This window comes from Nocardia aurantiaca, from assembly GCF_009708175.1.
Taxonomy (GTDB): domain Bacteria; phylum Actinomycetota; class Actinomycetes; order Mycobacteriales; family Mycobacteriaceae; genus Nocardia; species Nocardia aurantiaca.
This window is the reverse complement of record NZ_WMBB01000001.1, coordinates 660,410-676,124: the sequence shown is the minus strand read 5'-3', so window position 1 is coordinate 676,124 and position 15,715 is coordinate 660,410. Positions and strand designations below refer to the sequence as shown.

Annotated in this window: 18 protein-coding genes; 11 read left to right on the top strand and 7 right to left on the bottom strand. The window is 67.8% G+C overall.

The window, feature by feature from the left end:
- The first annotated feature begins 99 nt into the window (after positions 1-99).
- The 5 genes from GLP40_RS02835 (at position 100) to GLP40_RS02815 (ending at position 3,968) form a co-directional block, all read left to right on the top strand.
- Positions 100-423 (top strand): type VII secretion target, encoded by a 324-nt coding sequence (locus GLP40_RS02835; RefSeq protein ID WP_154786180.1) that lies wholly within the window; start codon positions 100-102, stop codon positions 421-423.
- Positions 424-817: 394 nt separating this feature from the next.
- Positions 818-1,984 carry a C40 family peptidase gene (locus GLP40_RS02830; RefSeq protein WP_328289591.1) on the top strand — a complete coding sequence of 389 codons (1,167 nt, stop codon included), beginning with the start codon at positions 818-820 and terminating at the stop codon, positions 1,982-1,984.
- Between the two features lie 39 nt (positions 1,985-2,023).
- Entirely contained in the window at positions 2,024-2,362 is a 339-nt protein-coding gene (locus GLP40_RS02825) for a hypothetical protein (RefSeq protein WP_154786179.1), read from the top strand.
- Positions 2,359-2,703 (top strand): YbaB/EbfC family DNA-binding protein, encoded by a 345-nt coding sequence (locus GLP40_RS02820; RefSeq protein ID WP_154786178.1) that lies wholly within the window; start codon positions 2,359-2,361, stop codon positions 2,701-2,703. Before GLP40_RS02825 ends, GLP40_RS02820 begins: the two co-directional genes overlap by 4 nt.
- Positions 2,704-2,729: 26 nt before the next feature.
- Complete coding sequence (locus GLP40_RS02815; protein WP_154786177.1) at positions 2,730-3,968, top strand: primosomal protein; 1,239 nt, start codon at positions 2,730-2,732, stop codon at positions 3,966-3,968.
- 60 nt (positions 3,969-4,028) lie between these two features.
- Here the strand turns inward: GLP40_RS02815 and GLP40_RS02810 are convergent, their stop codons facing one another.
- The 4 genes from GLP40_RS02810 to GLP40_RS02795 form a co-directional block, all read right to left on the bottom strand.
- On the bottom strand, positions 4,029-5,120 hold the full coding sequence (locus GLP40_RS02810) for an adenosine deaminase (RefSeq protein ID WP_154786176.1): 1,092 nt from the start codon (positions 5,118-5,120) through the stop codon (positions 4,029-4,031).
- A gap of 109 nt (positions 5,121-5,229) precedes the next feature.
- The gene (locus tag GLP40_RS02805; RefSeq protein WP_154786175.1) at positions 5,230-5,580 is read right to left on the bottom strand and encodes an excalibur calcium-binding domain-containing protein; all 351 of its coding nucleotides are present in this window, start codon (positions 5,578-5,580) and stop codon (positions 5,230-5,232) included.
- A 32-nt stretch (positions 5,581-5,612) separates the two neighbouring features.
- The gene (locus GLP40_RS02800) at positions 5,613-6,905 is read right to left on the bottom strand and encodes a thymidine phosphorylase (protein WP_407671516.1); all 1,293 of its coding nucleotides are present in this window, start codon (positions 6,903-6,905) and stop codon (positions 5,613-5,615) included.
- 67 nt (positions 6,906-6,972) lie between these two features.
- A complete protein-coding gene (locus GLP40_RS02795; protein WP_154786174.1) occupies positions 6,973-7,374 on the bottom strand; it encodes a cytidine deaminase in 402 nt (133 codons plus the stop codon).
- Positions 7,375-7,676: 302 nt separating this feature from the next.
- On the opposite strand from GLP40_RS02795, the gene sdhC reads away from it, so the two are divergent.
- Genes sdhC through GLP40_RS02775 form a run of 4 tightly spaced genes read left to right on the top strand, consistent with a single transcriptional unit; the run spans position 7,677 to position 11,061 of the window.
- Positions 7,677-8,069 carry a succinate dehydrogenase, cytochrome b556 subunit gene (sdhC, locus tag GLP40_RS02790; RefSeq protein ID WP_154786173.1) on the top strand — a complete coding sequence of 131 codons (393 nt, stop codon included), beginning with the start codon at positions 7,677-7,679 and terminating at the stop codon, positions 8,067-8,069.
- A gap of 8 nt (positions 8,070-8,077) precedes the next feature.
- Positions 8,078-8,509 carry a succinate dehydrogenase hydrophobic membrane anchor subunit gene (locus GLP40_RS02785; protein WP_154786172.1) on the top strand — a complete coding sequence of 144 codons (432 nt, stop codon included), beginning with the start codon at positions 8,078-8,080 and terminating at the stop codon, positions 8,507-8,509.
- 15 nt (positions 8,510-8,524) lie between these two features.
- Positions 8,525-10,294 carry a succinate dehydrogenase flavoprotein subunit gene (sdhA, locus tag GLP40_RS02780; RefSeq protein WP_154786171.1) on the top strand — a complete coding sequence of 590 codons (1,770 nt, stop codon included), beginning with the start codon at positions 8,525-8,527 and terminating at the stop codon, positions 10,292-10,294.
- On the top strand, positions 10,294-11,061 hold the full coding sequence (locus GLP40_RS02775; protein WP_154786170.1) for a succinate dehydrogenase iron-sulfur subunit: 768 nt from the start codon (positions 10,294-10,296) through the stop codon (positions 11,059-11,061). Before sdhA ends, GLP40_RS02775 begins: the two co-directional genes overlap by 1 nt.
- An 89-nt stretch (positions 11,062-11,150) precedes the next feature.
- Here the strand turns inward: GLP40_RS02775 and GLP40_RS02770 are convergent, their stop codons facing one another.
- Positions 11,151-11,774 carry a PadR family transcriptional regulator gene (locus GLP40_RS02770; RefSeq protein ID WP_154786169.1) on the bottom strand — a complete coding sequence of 208 codons (624 nt, stop codon included), beginning with the start codon at positions 11,772-11,774 and terminating at the stop codon, positions 11,151-11,153.
- 129 nt (positions 11,775-11,903) lie between these two features.
- Between GLP40_RS02770 and GLP40_RS02765 the strand changes: the two genes are divergently transcribed.
- Both GLP40_RS02765 and GLP40_RS02760 read left to right on the top strand, forming a co-directional pair.
- Positions 11,904-12,365 carry a hypothetical protein gene (locus GLP40_RS02765; RefSeq protein ID WP_154786168.1) on the top strand — a complete coding sequence of 154 codons (462 nt, stop codon included), beginning with the start codon at positions 11,904-11,906 and terminating at the stop codon, positions 12,363-12,365.
- A gap of 203 nt (positions 12,366-12,568) precedes the next feature.
- Positions 12,569-13,447 carry a phenylalanine 4-monooxygenase gene (locus tag GLP40_RS02760; RefSeq protein WP_154786167.1) on the top strand — a complete coding sequence of 293 codons (879 nt, stop codon included), beginning with the start codon at positions 12,569-12,571 and terminating at the stop codon, positions 13,445-13,447.
- A 7-nt stretch (positions 13,448-13,454) separates the two neighbouring features.
- On the opposite strand, the gene GLP40_RS02755 is transcribed toward GLP40_RS02760, so the two are convergent.
- Complete coding sequence (locus GLP40_RS02755; protein ID WP_230329156.1) at positions 13,455-14,075, bottom strand: acyl-CoA-like ligand-binding transcription factor; 621 nt, start codon at positions 14,073-14,075, stop codon at positions 13,455-13,457.
- On the bottom strand, positions 14,065-15,579 hold the full coding sequence (locus GLP40_RS02750) for an MFS transporter (RefSeq protein WP_154786165.1): 1,515 nt from the start codon (positions 15,577-15,579) through the stop codon (positions 14,065-14,067). Before GLP40_RS02750 ends, GLP40_RS02755 begins: the two co-directional genes overlap by 11 nt.
- Between the last annotated feature and the right edge of the window lie 136 nt (positions 15,580-15,715).

Genomic DNA, 15,715 nt, shown 5'->3' with positions numbered 1-15,715 from the left:
CAGCCGCCGGAATTCTTCCGTCGCGGGAACCGGCACGCCCCGCCCCGCGTCCAACCCCGTGCAGCACGAATCCATCGCGACCGGCATGAAGGGGTATTCATGCACCGCATCTCCATCCATTCCGACGGCCTCTGCGGCTACGCGGCCACCACCGCCCTGCTCTGCGCGGACCTGGCCGCCGCGGCCGGCCGAGCCGCGGCCGCCGCGCCCGAGCTACTCGCCCCCGCCTTCGGTCTCATCGGTGCTGATTTCCTCGGCGCCTACACCGCGGCGCACGGCACCCACGTGACCACTCTGAGCGAGCTCTCGGCGGTCCTGGCCGCCATGAGCTCCGCAACAGGCACTGCCTCGACCGCCTACACCGCCCACGATGTCGCGTACGCGGCCACGCTCCGAACCGCCGCCAAGGAGTCGATCGCATGACTGAGCCGTCCGACACCCTCTGGGCGGCAAGCTCACTCGCCCGCGGCAATACCGCCCGACGCGTCCTCGGCACCCACAGCCTGTCTCCGCGAGCAGACGCCGTCTGCACACGAACCGGCAGACCCCGACGCGGTGGATCCGGCCGCCGCTGCCGGCCCGATACCGGTTCCGCTGCCCAGCTGCGACTTTCCTCTCGGCAGCAGCGGTCACCGGGGACGGTCGGGCACACGGTCACACGCGATGAACGTTCACTGCCGGGTCCGGCCTCGGTGCGCCGCGGCCCGACCCGGGCAGCGCCCGACTGCGTGATCTCCTGCCCGCCGGAACCGCGCCGGCGCGGCAGGGTGGATCGAAAAGTACCGCCGTGCGGTAGAACTCGGACAGGAGCGGGCGGGTGAGCGGGGAGCCGGCGGTGGGGATGCTGGCGGAGCCGCTCGTCGATTTGCTGCGGAGTTTCGGCTCCGGGCGGGCCGCGGCTGCCGCCGAAGTGCTGCGGGAGACGTCCGCTGCTGTGCAGCAGGTTCACACCCAGAGCCGGGTCAGCGTGGATCGGATGTACGACGCCTGGCGCGGGCGGGCCGGTGACGCGGCCATGGACACGGCGCTGCGGGAGCAGACCTCGGCGGCGACGGCGTCCGAGCGCGGATGGGCCATGGCGGCGATCGTGGAGCGGGCAGACGCGGAGATCGCGGCGGGGCAGCGGGAGATCGAGGAGATTCTGCGGTCGTTCACGGCGGAGGTGGAGGCGCTCGGAGCGGCTGGGCTCACCCCGAGTGGCGTTGCCGCCGTTGTGGAATCGGCGATCGATCACATCGGACGGGCGGTGCGGGTGGTCGAGCGGGTGCGGGCCCAGCTGGACAGTGAGACGGCGGCCATGGCGGAGTTGACCGCGCCCATCCCCGCGCCGGCTCCGGTGTGGCCGGCCGAGGCCACGTCCGGCGACGTGGTGGTTGTTCCGGCCGCGGCGAGCTCACCACTGGACGATGCGGTAGCCGGGGTCGGCTCGATCGCGGAGACCGGAGGCACGATCGCTGCCGCTGGGGGTTCCCTCCTCGGGCTCGGGCTGTCGTCGGCGCGTGGACCGCGCACCCTGTCGGCCTCGGCTGCGACGCCGAAGACGCCTGATCGCGGCCGTGATTCGACGATCATTCGGCCGCAGGGGGGTGGGGTGAAGGTGACATTGCCGGATGGGAGCAGCGTCGAGGCGCCGAATCAGCAGGCGGCGGACGCTGTTCGGAGCGCGTTGAGTGTGCTGGGGACGCCGTATGCGTGGGGTGGGGAGACGCCGGGGGTGGGGATGGACTGCAGTGGTCTCACACAGTGGTCGTATGCGCAGGCGGGGGTTTCGCTACCGCGATTGGCGCAGGAGCAGGGGTACGGGCACCAGCGCATCGGTCCAGGGGACTTGATGCCCGGGGATCTGGCGGTGTGGGACGGGCACGTCGCGATGGTGATCGGGAACGGGCAGTTGGTGGAGGCGGGTGATCCCGTTCAGGTCGGGCCGATTCGCCTCGAGAACAGCGGGATGCGGTTCCTCGGGTTCTACCGGCCCACGGCCTAGGCACACAGCGCGCGAACAGGCATTTCGAAGGGAGACGGGATGACACGACCACAGCCTCCGGCGGTGATCGTCGCCGCGGCCAACCGAGCCGGCACGGTGACGGTGCACGCCGGCGATCAGGGCATGCCGGTGGAGATCCGGTTCGAGCGCGGTGAATACCGGTACGGCGCACAGGCTCTCGCCGACGAGATTCTCCGGCTCACCCAGCGCTCGGCCATCGTGGCCCGGTCCCGGCGGCGCGAACAGCTGGCCGAGGCGGGCGTGCCGGAGGCGATGCTGGACCGGCTGGGCCTGCCCACCCGGCGGGCCGCGGTGGAGGAGCTCGATCGGCTCGACGACGCTGATACCGGACAGACCAGTTGGATGCGGAACCGATGAGCGCCGAAATGGACGCCTTGGTCAGAGGCGTCAACGAGAAGCTGGCGGCCCTCGAAGCCACCCTGCACGGACTCGGGCAAGTGCGCGGCCGCTTCACCACCGAGGACCGTTCGGTGACCGCCGAGGTGGACGGCGACGGCGCGCTGACCGGATTGTGGCTGGCCGAAGCGGTGACCTCGCGCGCACCCGCCGAGGTGTCGCGGCTGATCCTGTGGGCGAGTCAACAGGCGGCCGCGGCGGCGACCGCGCAGCGCGCCCTGATCGTTGCCCGGCTGAACGACTCGCTGTCTCCGAGCGCAGACATTTCAAGAAGTGTTGGGGGCGGCCCGGATAGTGCCTGACGCGACGACTGGATAGGCTTCCCGTCATGGCTTCTGGAGACATCGTCCCGATCGCGCTCGGCCTGACCAAAGGCGATCTTGTCACCCTCTGGGCACCCCGCTGGCGAGACGGTGACGATGAGTGGCAGGCGTTCCTCGGTCACGAGGAAGACCTGTACGGTTTCGAGTCCGTCGCGGAGCTGGCGGCGTTCATACGCACCAACTCCGACAACGATCTGGTGGATCATCCGGCCTGGAAGATCATCGCCGGATTGTCGGCGGCCGAACTGGAGCCGGAGGAGCAGTACGTCTTCGATCTGGTCGGCGTGCCCGAGCTGGCCGCCGACGACCCGGACCCGGAGGTGGTCTCCGAACTCGAGGAGACCCTCGAGATGGTCCGCAATATCGGCGACGTGTGCGAACTCGACACCGTCACCAAGTTCTTCGGCTCGCATCCGGTGCTGGGTGCGCTGCCCGGCGGCGTGAGCGCCTTCGCCGGGCGCGAGGGCGAGGAACTGTGGGACCAGATCGGCGCGGCCATCGCCAAGGACTGGGAAGCGGTCATCGACGCCATCGACTCGGTGGTGACGATTCCGGAGGTGGACGCCGACGCGGTCTCGGTCGCGGAGGCGGAACTGCTTGCGGCGCAGGAGAACATCGTCGACGCCGAGGACGCGGCCGAGAGCGACGACGACGAGATCGAGGCCGTCGATCTGGACGAGGACGAGGACGAAGAACTCTCGTTCTGGCACGAGGTCGGCATCGACCCGGTCAAGATCGTCACCTCCGACGGCACCTTCTTCACTCTGCGCTGCTATGTCGACGACGAGCCCATCTTCCTGGGCAAGGACGGCAACATCACGGTCTTCGGATCAGAGCGCGCCCTGGCCCGCTACCTCGCCGACGACCACGACCACGAGCTGTCTCGGGTGAGCACCTACGGCGAGGTGCAGACCGCCGCCGTGGACGGCTCCCTCGATGTCGAGGTCGACGAGGAGAACGTCTACGTGCTGCCCGGCCTCTCCGAGGATCTTGCCGCCGGACCCAAGTCCGTCGATACCGACCAGCTCGACCTAGCAGTCGAATTGTTCACCGACGCAGCCGATTACGCCGAGGACGACTCGGTCGAGTCCGCGCTCGCCGTGTCCACCCCGCTCGGCTGGTACGTCTCCTACCTGCTCAACCCCGACCCGACCCGGATGGCCCCGAACCCGCCGTTCGCGGCGGAATCGGACGCATGGAAGGCCTTGGAGGCGGCTTTCGAGGCTCGACTCCAGAAAGCCTGACCGGCACCATGATTCGGGCCGCGCCTCCGCGTGCGGCCCGAATCGTCCTGCCGGAAGGCCCTATCCCAGCAGCACCGCGTAACCCGGCTTGATCACCTCATCGATGAGGCGAAGGCGTTCGGGAAACGAGATGAACGCCGATTTCATCGCGTTGATGGTGAAGCGCTCCAGGTCACTCCAGCCGTAGCCGAAGGTCTCCGACAGCTTGAGCATCTCCTTGCTCATGGTGGTGTCGCTCATCAACCGGTTGTCGGTATTGACGGTGACCCGGAAGCGCAGGCGCGCGAGCACGTCGAAGGGATGCTTGTCGAGCGAGGGCACCGCGCCGGTCTGCACATTGGAGGACGGGCACAGTTCGAGCGGGATGCGCATGTCCCGCACATAGTTCGCGACCACACCGAGCTTGGGGCCGTCGACGGAATCGGTGATGTCGTCGGTGATGCGCACGCCGTGGCCCAGGCGCTCACAGCCGCAGAACGCCACGGCCTCGTGGATGGACGGCAGGCCGAACGCCTCACCCGCGTGAATCGTGAAGTGCGCCAGATTGGCCCGCATGTAATCGAAGGCGTCGAGATGGCGGCTGGGCGGGTAGCCCGCCTCCGCTCCCGCGATATCGAAGCCGCCGACGCCGCGGTCGCGCCAGCGCACGGTGAGTTCGGCGATCTCCCGGGAGCGGGCCGCGTGCCGCATGGCGGTGAGCAGACAGACCATCCGGATCGGAGTACCGGCGGCCGCCGCGGCGGCCTCGCCCTCCCGGAATCCGGCGATGGTGTGCTCGACCACCTCGTCCAGGGTGAGCCCTGCCTCGAGGTGCTGTTCGGGAGCGAACCGCACCTCGGCGTAGACGACACCGTCGGCGGCGAGATCCTCGGCGCATTCGCGGGCCACCCGGCGCAGGCCCTCGGGGGTTTGCATGACGGCCACGGTGTGGGCGAAGGTTTCCAGATAGCGTTCCAGCGATCCGCTGTCGGCCGCGTCCCGGAACCAGGCCGCCAGGGATTCCGCGTCGCCTGCCGGTAACTGGTCATAGCCGCAGGCCCGGGCCAGCTCCAGCACGGTCGCGGGCCGTAGCCCGCCGTCCAGGTGATCGTGCAGGACCGCCTTCGGAGCCTGGCGGATCGAAGCGAGAGTGAGAGGCGTCGGTCCAGTCATGTAGCAACGTTAGCCGCATTCCCGTTTCGCGGCAGGGCGGTTGACCGGACTCACCCCACAGTTCGGCATGTCTTTGCCCTCACGTTGCTGACCAGCATGGTTCCTTCACCTAGCGGGCGCAGGCCACACCGGTCCCGCCCGGATCCAGCGCCACCGAATACCCCGGTTGCCCCTGGTAGATCGGGCCCCTGCCCTGCGCCCACACCTGCTCGCAGCTGGTGTAGATGGGCGAGGGCTTCGCCTTTCGGGTCGTGGGCGACGTGGCGTCGCCGCGCGACAGCGAGTTCGGCTGATGGTCCCCGGAGGGATCGGACGGGATATTGTCCGCGGGTGAGGCCTGTGCGACCGGCGCCGGCGACCAGGCGGCGGGCAGCGCCGCCCCGAGCGGCGTGACGATGCCCAATACTCCCAGTGCGGCGGCCGCCGCGGCCCGCCCGCGGAAATCGGTTTTCTGCTTCACAATCTCAGGCTAGGCCGGTTCGGCGACGCCGGTCAGGCCGTGACACGGCCCAGAATCAGCGGCTGCGGCGGCGCCGATTCGGTCTCGGCGATGGTGAACGCGCCCGCGAGAATCTCGAGCGCGACCGGGAAGGCCTCCGGGGTATCGGTGTGCAGGGTCAGCAGCGGCTGCCCCGGAACGATGGAATCGCCCGGCTTGGCGTGCATTTCGATACCCGCCCCGGCCTGCACCGGATCGCCCTGCCGGGCCCGGCCCGCGCCCAGCCGCCATGCGGCCAGCCCGATATCGAGGGCGTCGAGGCGGGTGAGGGTGCCCGCGGCGGGGGCGCGCACGGTTTCCGTATGGCGTGCTTGCGGCAGGGGGGCGTCCGGATCACCGCCCTGGGCCCGCACCATGGCCCGCCAGTGATCCATGGCCCGGCCGTCGGCGAGCGCATCGGCGGGATCGATATCGGTGATCCCGGCCTGCGCCAGCATCTCCCGCGCGAGGGCGAGGGTGAGGTCGACGACGTCGGCGGGGCCGCCGCCCGCCAGCACGTCGAGGGATTCGCAGACTTCCAGCGCGTTTCCGGCGGTGTGCCCGAGCGGGGTGTCCATGGCGGTGAGCAGCGCCACCGTCCGCACTCCCGCGTCGGTACCGAGTTCGACCATGGTGGTGGCGAGCTCGCGCGCCTGATCCAGGTGCTTCAGGAAGGCACCGCGCCCGACCTTCACGTCCAGCACCAGCGCCCCGGTGCCCTCGGCGATCTTCTTGCTCATGATGGAGCTGGCGATCAGGGGGATGGATTCCACCGTCCCGGTCACGTCACGCAGGGCGTACAGCCGTTTGTCGGCGGGCGCGAGGTCGTCCCCCGCAGCGCACACCACCGCCCCGATCGTCGGATCCGCCAAGAGCTCCCGCATGCGGTCCACGGGAATGTCGGCCTGCCAGCCGGGAATCGCCTCCAGCTTGTCCAGAGTGCCGCCGGTGTGTCCCAATCCGCGCCCGGACAGCTGCGGCACCGCGGCACCGCACGCCGCGACCAGTGGCGACAGCGGCAGTGTGATCTTGTCCCCCACCCCGCCGGTGGAGTGCTTGTCGACGGTCGGCCGTTCCAGATCGGTGAAGTCCAAACGCTTCCCGGAGTCGATCATGGCCTGGGTCCAGCGCGCGGTCTCGCGTCGCGTCATGCCGCGCCACACGATGGCCATGGCCAGCGCCGCCATCTGCTCGTCGGCCACCTCCCCCCGCGTGAACGCGTCCACCACCCAATCGATCTGCGCGTCGCTGAGTTCACCGCCGTCGCGCTTGGCCCGAATCACGTCCACCGCCGAGTGCACAGTCACGCACTCACCCTGGCACGGGCCCGGGCCCTTTCGCACGGATTCCCGCGCGCGCCACGACCGTCAGGTGTTATAGCTGTCCCGCACTGAGGTCCTCGGGGCCGAAGGAGTCCGGCAGCAGGGTGTTCAGCGTGACGGGGCCGCTGTGGTGATCGACGAGCAACTCACCGCCGCCGTGTTCGAGGAGGATCTGCCGGCAGCGTCCACAGGGCATGAGCACGGCGCCGCGGGAGTCGCACACCGAGACCGCCCGCAGTCGCCCGCCACCGGTCGAAATCAAGTTACCGACCAGTACACATTCGGCGCAGAGGCCCAAACCGTATGAGATATTTTCCACATTGCAGCCACTCACCACGCGGTCGTCGGCGGTGAGAGCCGCGGCCCCGACGGGGAATCGAGAGTAAGGGGCATAAGCCTCTTGCATGACTTCAAATGCCTTGTCCCGCAGGGCTTTCCAGTTAATTTCCGACATTTCGGACCATCCTCCCATGGACGTGACCGTACCCGCGCGATAGGCGTTCTACCTGGTCATGAAAATCAGGAAAGGCAACCCTAACTCGCAACAATTTGAGCCAACGAGTGGCACACCGAATTAGTTCCCCTCCAAAGCTGGGTTTAGAGTTCAGGACAGATCGGTTCAGGTTCCCGACAACGGGCCTGCAGCACTGCCACCGGACGTTGATTCCGCTCGTGAGCAGGTGGTTTCGACAGTCCGAAGGCTCCGCGGACGGATTCTGGCCGGGTCCATCAACGACGTTGGAGGCACCGCACTCTATGACCACGCTAGAAGCTCCGGCCAAGCCGAAGCGGACCCTGTACCGAGGCGACCCCGGCATGTGGTCCTGGGCTCTGCACCGCATCACCGGCGTGACGATCTTCTTCTTCCTCTTCGTCCACGTCCTCGATACCGCGTTGGTGCGAGTCAGCCCGGACACCTACGACCACGCGATCGAGACGTACAAGAACCCCGTCGTGGCCCTGATGGAGATGGGCCTCGTTGTCTGCGTGCTGTTCCACGCGTTCAACGGCATCCGCATCATCCTCATCGACTTCTGGTCGCAGGGTCCGCGATACCAGCGGCTGATGCTGTGGATCGTGCTCGCGATCTGGATCGTCGTCGCCGGAGCCGGCGTCGGACGCCAGTTCTTCTACCTGCTGACGAAGTGAGAGCCGATATGACCGCACCCGTTCTCGGCAAGTCTTACGACCGCCCCGCCTCCCTCGACGCGCCCCGCGCCCCCCGTCGCACCGCCGGCAACAACTTCGAGAAGTACGCCTGGCTGTTCATGCGCTTCTCCGGCCTGCTGCTGGTCGTGCTGGTCATCGGCCATATGACGATCATGCTGATGCTCGACGGCGGTGTGCACCGACTGAACTTCGCCTTCGTCGCCGGCCGCTGGGCCTCCCCGTTCTGGCAGGTCTGGGACCTCACCATGCTGTGGCTGGCCCAACTGCACGGCGGCAACGGCCTGCGCACGGTCATCGACGACTACGCGCGCAAGGACTCCACCCGCTTCTGGCTGAAGACCCTGCTGGTCGTCTCCATGATCCTGGTCATGGTCACCGGCACCTACGTGATCTTCACCTTCGACCCCAACATCAGTTAGGAACAGGCCACCTCGATGAGTGAATCCCGACCGATTCAGGAGCACCGCTACGACGTCGTGATCGTCGGTGCCGGTGGCGCTGGAATGCGTGCGGCGATCGAGGCCGGTCCTCGGGTCCGCACCGCCGTGCTGACCAAGCTTTACCCGACCCGCTCGCACACCGGTGCGGCGCAGGGCGGTATGTGCGCCGCGCTCGCGAACGTCGAAGAGGACAACTGGGAGTGGCACACCTTCGACACCGTCAAGGGTGGTGACTACCTGGTCGACCAGGATGCCGCGGAGATCATGGCCAAGGAGGCCATCGACGCCGTGCTCGACCTGGAGAAGATGGGCCTGCCGTTCAACCGCACGCCCGAGGGCAAGATCGACCAGCGCCGCTTCGGCGGCCACACCCGTGACCACGGCAAGGCCCCGGTGCGCCGCGCGTGCTACGCCGCCGACCGCACGGGCCACATGATCCTGCAGACGCTGTACCAGAACTGCGTCAAGCACGACGTGGAATTCTTCAACGAGTTCTACGTGCTGGATCTGATCCTCACCGACACCGACCGCGGCCCCGTCGCCACCGGTGTGGTCGCCTACGAGCTGGCCACCGGTGACCTGCACGTGTTCCACGCCAAGGCGATCGTGTTCGCGACCGGTGGTTCGGGTCGTATGTACAAGACCACCTCCAACGCCCACACCCTCACCGGTGACGGCATGGCGATCGTGTTCCGCAAGGGACTCCCGCTCGAGGACATGGAGTTCCACCAGTTCCACCCGACAGGCCTCGCGGGCCTGGGCATTCTGATCTCGGAAGCCGTGCGTGGCGAGGGTGGCATTCTGCGCAACGCCTCCGGTGAGCGCTTCATGGAGCGCTATGCGCCGACCATCAAGGACCTCGCGCCGCGTGACATCGTCGCGCGCTCGATGGTGCTGGAGGTCCGCGAGGGCCGCGGCGCCGGTCCGAACAAGGACTATGTGCTCATCGACGTGACCCACCTCGGTGAGGACGTGCTCGAGGAGAAGCTTCCCGACATCACCGAGTTCGCCCGCACCTATCTGGGTGTGGACCCGGTCAAGGAGCCGGTGCCGGTCATGCCGACCTGTCACTACGTGATGGGTGGCATCCCGACGCGCATCCGCGGTGAGGTGCTGCGCAACAACACCGACATCGTTCCCGGCCTGTACGCCGCCGGTGAGTGCGCCTGTGTCTCCGTGCACGGCGCCAACCGGCTGGGCACGAACTCGCTGCTGGACATCAATGTGTTCGGCCGCCGCGCGGGCATCGCCGCCGCCGAGTACGCCCAGCGTGCCGAGTTCGTGGAGATGCCGGAGAACCCGGCGCAGATGGTGCAGGACTGGCTGGCCGGCCTGCTGGGCGACCATGGCAACGAGCGCGTCGCCGACATCCGCACCCAGCTGCAGAACTCCATGGACGACAAGGCCGGTGTGTACCGCACCGAGGAGAGCCTCAAGTCCATGCTCGAGGAGATCCAGGTCCTCAAGGAGCGCTACTCGCGGATCACCGTGCAGGACAAGGGCCGTCGCTACAACAGCGACCTGCTCGAGGCCGTCGAGCTGGGCTTCCTGCTGGAGCTGGCCGAGGTGACCGTGGCGGGTGCGGTGAACCGCAAGGAATCCCGTGGCGGCCACGCGCGCGAGGACTACCCGGACCGCGACGACGTCAACTTCATGCGCCACACCATGGCCTACAAGGCCAGCCCGGAACTCATCTCCGACATCCGCTTGGACTACAAGCCGGTGGTGCAGACCCGTTACGAGCCGATGGAGCGTAAGTACTGATGACTGCTGTCGCTGAAACGCCGCAGAAGCCGGCTCCGGTGCCGGATGGGTCGACCATGATCACGGTCAAGATCGCCCGCTTCAACCCGGAGGACGGGAAGGGCCAGCACTGGGACGAATTCAAGGTCCCGGTGCTGCCGACCGACCGGTTCCTGAACGTGCTGATCTACATCAAGTCCTACCTGGACGGCACGCTCACCTTCCGCCGCTCCTGCGCGCACGGCGTGTGTGGCTCCGATGCCATGCGCATCAACGGTGTCAACCGCCTGGCGTGCAAGATCCTCATGAAGGACATGCTGCCCAAGGGCGGCAAGGAGCTGACGGTCACCGTCGAGCCGATCCGCGGCCTGCCCGTGGAGAAGGACCTCGTGGTGAACATGGAGCCGTTCTTCGACGCCTTCAAGGCCGTGAAGCCGTACCTGATCACCCGTGGCAACGAGCCGACCTTCGAGCGCATCCAGTCCCAGCACGACCGCGCCCGGTTCGACGACACCACCAAGTGCATCCTGTGCGCCTGCTGCACCACCTCCTGCCCCGTGTACTGGAGCGACGGCAGCTACTTCGGCCCGGCCGCGATCGTGAACGCGCACCGCTTCATCTTCGACAGCCGTGACGAGGGCGCCCGCGAGCGGTTGGACATCCTCAACGATGTCGAGGGTGTGTGGCGCTGCCGCACCACCTTCAACTGCACCGACGCCTGCCCCCGTGGCATCGAGGTGACGAAGGCGATCCAGGAGGTCAAGCGCGCCCTCCTGTTCGCCCGCTGACCGGCGCAGCCCAAACTCGAAGGCCGCCCGCATCTTCGGATGCGGGCGGCCTTCTTCGTTCGCACGGATTCCACCGTGGAGGCGGCAACTCAGGCCGTGGTCTGATTCTGGAAGCGCGCCAGTGATTCCCACGACCAGGTCAGGCTGCCGTCGGCGAGGTCGGCGAGTACGCCTTCCAGCCAGTGCAATTCGGCGGCGGTGACGGCGCGCTGGTATTCGTCCTCCAGCATGGTGATGCGCGGGAGCCCGAACTGTTCGGCCTGCACCATGCCCGAGTCGATCGCCTCGAGTTCGGCACGCACCGCGGCGGCCCGCTTCTCGAGCTCCGCGCGCGCCTCGGCGGGGGCCAGCAGCATCAGGAACGACAGTGCCGCAGGGAATTCCGGGAATTCGTTGCGCGGCGTGCTGACCATCTCGTCGATCCACGCGAGGCATGAGGTCCGGCCCGCGTCGGTGATCTCGTAGACGGTGCGCTCCGGGTACTGCTGATCGCGCCCTGTCTCGCGCACGGCCACCAGCCCGGCCTCCTGTAATCGCGCGATCGTCTTGTAGAGCTGCGCGCGCTGCCCGACGTTCACGACCTTGTCCTTGCCCCACTCCTTGATGCGGCGCTGGATGGCGTAGGGGTGCATCGGCTCCAGGTGCAGGATGCCGAGCACCGCCATGGCCAGGGGCGAGCGCTTGAACGGTGTGGCCTGCGCCGATGCTGTCATGCCGCCCATCCTACTAGGTGCCCGAAAACTAGTTTCGACGAACTAGTTGCGAAGTAACTAGTTCGCATGTCACTATTGAGGAGCAGGCGAACCCGACCAGCACCACCACCCCGGAAAGGGACGAGAGCCATGAACGCCACCGACACCGTCAAGATCCACACCGACCACGCCACCGCCAAGCACCTGGGCGACTGGACCCACTCGTCCTCGTTCGAGGTGAAGGCGCGCTACGGCAGCGTCGTCATCGACCTGCGCTCGCCCTGGATCGAGGACGAGCAGGAGATCGTGGTGCACGCCGACCTCGACCACGCCATGGTCAAGCTGCTCGTCCCGGAGGACGCGGTCATCGATCAGAGCGAGCTGAGCTGGACCGGCCGCGGCCGGGTCAAGGACATGGCCCGTCCGCAGGACGCCGCCGGTCGCGTCATCCGGCTGACCGGTTCCAGCACCAAGAGCGAGTTCCGCATCCACCGCGGCGGCATCGCGGTGCTCTCCGCCCTGTTCAGCCGCGAGTTCTTCGAGGACGCCAGGCAGGCGCGCAAGCAGGGCCGCACCCCGACCCTGCTCGACCCGGCCAACGCACCCCGCTGATCTCCACCTCGCGCCCGGCCCGGCTGCAAACGGGCCCGGCGGGAGACCGGCATTCGCCGCGCAGTTCGATACCGGTACGAATGCCCAGCTGACGGCGGCCAGCCGCCCGTCATGGACCGACACCGAGGCCGCCCAGCTGGTCAATCTGACCAGCTGGGCGGCCTTTTGTTGTCTAGATCACATGCCGGTGCTTGCATCGAGTTATGTTCACCGAGGCTCAGCTGTACTCGCCGGTCACGAAGGGGGCCGACGGCGACGTGACAGTGCACTTGAGCGACGAGCATCCGGGCGTGCACGACCCCGTGTATCGAGCCCGCCGCAATGCGATCGCCGCCATGGCCCTGGGGTACCGGCCCGGCGATCGAGTGCCGCGCATCGACTACACCGGGGAGGAGCAGGAGGTGTGGCGGATCGTCTCGGCCGAACTGGCGCGCAAGCGGGAACGCTACGCGTGCGCCGAGGTGATCGAGGCGGCCGGACGGCTGGCGTTGCCGTCGGATCACATCCCGCAGCTCGATGAGGTGACCGCGAAACTGGCGCCGCTCACCGGATTCCGGTACGCGCCGGCGGCCGGACTGGTGCCGCTGCGCGAGTTCTTCGGCTCCTTCGCCGACCGGATGTTCCACTCCACCCAGTACATTCGCCACCACTCCGCGCCGCTCTACACACCCGAGCCGGACGCCGTTCACGAAATCCTGGGCCACGCCAATCAATTGGCCTGCCCGCGCTTCGCGGCGCTGTACGAGACGGTCGGCGCGGCGGTGGCCCGGCTCGAGACCGAGCGGGCGCTGAAATTCCTGGCCGACGTGTTCTGGTTCTCGCTGGAGTTCGGCGTGCTGCGCGAGCGCGGCGAAGTACGTTGCTACGGTGCGGGATTGCTGTCCTCGTACGGGGAGATCGAGGAGTTCCGACAGGCCGAGCTGCGGTCGCTGGACGTTCACGCCATGGGGACCGTCGCCTACGACATCACCCACTATCAGCCGATTCTGTACTGCGCCGAATCCGTCAACCAGATCGAGGATGTGATCGGCGGGTTCTTCGAGACCATGTCCGATGACACGGCGGCGCGGCTGGCGGCGTGAAGCCGGTCTAGAGCGAGGACATGCCCGTCTCGAGGAAGTCGATGACGCGGATGATCTGCTCGGAGGAGAACGGATCGCGGTCTATGAAGGCCATCATGGCGCCGGTGAGCGCGCCGGCGAAGGCCAGGACCTCGAAATCGTCCGAGGCGCGCCCGGTCCAGCGCGCCGCGATCTCGGCGATCATCCCCACATTGCGCTGGATTTCCTGGGCGACCGCGCCCCGCAGTTCGGGCACCGAGTGGAGCAGTTCGACGCGTTCCTTCTCGAAGGCGAATTCCTCGGGGGTGAGCGCGGCGAAGGCGTCCAGGGTGGCCTGTTTGAACGCGGCGAGCAGGGTCATGTCCTTCGGCTGGGCCTCGATGGCCGCGATCACGATCGGATCCAGGTCGTCGGCCAGCGCTACCTGCTCCTTGGAGGGGAAGTAGCGGAAGAACGTGCTCGGCGAGATATCAGCCGCGGCGGCGATCTGCTCGACCGTGGTCTCGTTGTAGCCCTGCTCCCGGAACAGCCGGAACGCCTCCGTGCGGATGGTGCGGCGGGTGCGTTCCTTCTTTCGTTCACGCAGTCCGCCTCCGGCCGCGGTCTTCATCGTGGCCGGAGGCGGAGCGGAGGCAGTCTCAGCCGACATGGACCGATTGTCCCGCATCCGCGCCGGATTCCTCGACACGTGTCCGGCTCCGGGTGAAGACAGCGGCCAGCATCATGGCGGCTACGCAGATCGCGGTGCAGACCCACAGCATCGCGCTCATGCCGCCGATGAACGCGGTCTGCACCTGGTGCAGGGCGGCGGGGTCGCCGAGCTTGCGGGCCACGGCGACACCGGCGTTCACGCCGTCGGCGATGGGTTGATGGTTCAGGTCGCCGAGATCGGAGCGGTACCGGGTGGACAGCACGGTGCCGAGCACCGCCACGCCGATGGTGCCGGCGGCCTGCCGAAGCGCCTGCAGCAGAGCCGATCCCGATCCGGCCCGCTCCGGCGTGAGGTCGCCCATGGCCAGGTTCATTGCGCTGGGCATCACGAATCCCATGCCGATGCCGAGCAGGACCAGGGAGATGGCCGCGAAGCCGTAGCCGCTGTCGACGGTGATGAGCGCGCCCATGCCGACTCCGCCCGCCAGCAGCGCGAATCCGGTGGTGAGCACGATCCGCAGCCCAGCCTTGGGCTCGAGCCGGTCCACGACTCGGGAGCCGAGCGCGAGTCCGGCGATGAGCGGCAGCAGGCGCAGGCCGCTGCCGAGGGTGTCGGCGCCGAGCACTGCCTGGAAGTACTGCGGCATGGTGAAGAACAGGCCGAACATCGCGAAGTTGACGAGTACCAGATACACGGTGCCCCAGCGGAATCCGGGCGCGCTGAAGAGGGCGACGTCGATGAGCGGATGTGCCGTCCGGCGCTGCCACCACAGGAAGGCCCCGAGCGCCAGCACTCCGGCTACGATGGCCGCCCAGGCCGCGCCATTGCCCCAGCCGGCCTGGCCGCAACGAATGAAACCGTAAGTGAGGCCGAGCATTCCGGCCGTGGACAACGCCACCCCGGGCAGATCGATGCGGAAGGTGCCGGCGCTGCGGGATTCGGGCACCAGGAGCGCGACCGCGATGGCGCCGACGATCACCAGCGGCACGTTCAGCAGGAAGGCCGAGCCCCACCAGAAGTGCTGCAGCAGCCAGCCGCCCACGACCGGGCCCAGCGGCATGCCGATGGCGGTGGAGGTGATCCAGATATTGAGGGCGCGCTGCCGGTCCTGCTGGTCGGGGAAGAGTGCGGGGATCACCGCCATCGACAGCGGGATCATGGCCGCCGCCGCGGCGCCCAGCACCACACGGGCGGCGATGAGCTCACCCGAGGTGGTGGATAACGCGCAGACCACCGCCGCGACGCCGAACAGCAGCAGGGAGGCGAGCAGGAACTTCTTGCGGCCGTAGCGGTCGCCGAGCGCCCCCGCGGGCAGCATGAAGGCGGCCAGGGCCAGGGTGTAGGCGCTGCTGAACCACTGCAGCGCGGAGGTATCGGCGTGCAGGTCCACGGCGAGGGTGGGCAGGGCCACCGTCAGCACGGTCACATCGAGGCTGATGGTCAGCATGGCGACCGCCAGGGCGCCCAGCGCCAGCCAGCGGCGCACTCCCTGAGCCTTCATGACAGTTCCAATCATTTGGATGTTTGTCGATAATGAGAGCGTCTACCATTTGGTCGATACTGTCAATTCTTGTCGTGTCATCCGTTGGACAGGGGGCCGAATGGGGCGTGTCACCATTCCGCCATCTGATACCGGA

Coding starts and splice junctions, on each gene's coding strand:
- GLP40_RS02835 (WP_154786180.1), top strand. CDS start 100: ATGCACCGCATCTCCATCCATTCCGACGGCCTCTGCGGCTACGCGGCC.
- GLP40_RS02825 (WP_154786179.1), top strand. CDS start 2,024: ATGACACGACCACAGCCTCCGGCGGTGATCGTCGCCGCGGCCAACCGA.
- GLP40_RS02820 (WP_154786178.1), top strand. CDS start 2,359: ATGAGCGCCGAAATGGACGCCTTGGTCAGAGGCGTCAACGAGAAGCTG.
- GLP40_RS02815 (WP_154786177.1), top strand. CDS start 2,730: ATGGCTTCTGGAGACATCGTCCCGATCGCGCTCGGCCTGACCAAAGGC.
- GLP40_RS02810 (WP_154786176.1), bottom strand. CDS start 5,120: ATGACTGGACCGACGCCTCTCACTCTCGCTTCGATCCGCCAGGCTCCG.
- GLP40_RS02795 (WP_154786174.1), bottom strand. CDS start 7,374: ATGTCGGAAATTAACTGGAAAGCCCTGCGGGACAAGGCATTTGAAGTC.
- sdhC (WP_154786173.1), top strand. CDS start 7,677: ATGACCACGCTAGAAGCTCCGGCCAAGCCGAAGCGGACCCTGTACCGA.
- GLP40_RS02785 (WP_154786172.1), top strand. CDS start 8,078: ATGACCGCACCCGTTCTCGGCAAGTCTTACGACCGCCCCGCCTCCCTC.
- sdhA (WP_154786171.1), top strand. CDS start 8,525: ATGAGTGAATCCCGACCGATTCAGGAGCACCGCTACGACGTCGTGATC.
- GLP40_RS02775 (WP_154786170.1), top strand. CDS start 10,294: ATGACTGCTGTCGCTGAAACGCCGCAGAAGCCGGCTCCGGTGCCGGAT.
- GLP40_RS02770 (WP_154786169.1), bottom strand. CDS start 11,774: ATGACAGCATCGGCGCAGGCCACACCGTTCAAGCGCTCGCCCCTGGCC.
- GLP40_RS02765 (WP_154786168.1), top strand. CDS start 11,904: ATGAACGCCACCGACACCGTCAAGATCCACACCGACCACGCCACCGCC.
- GLP40_RS02760 (WP_154786167.1), top strand. CDS start 12,569: ATGTTCACCGAGGCTCAGCTGTACTCGCCGGTCACGAAGGGGGCCGAC.
- GLP40_RS02755 (WP_230329156.1), bottom strand. CDS start 14,075: ATGTCGGCTGAGACTGCCTCCGCTCCGCCTCCGGCCACGATGAAGACC.
- GLP40_RS02750 (WP_154786165.1), bottom strand. CDS start 15,579: ATGAAGGCTCAGGGAGTGCGCCGCTGGCTGGCGCTGGGCGCCCTGGCG.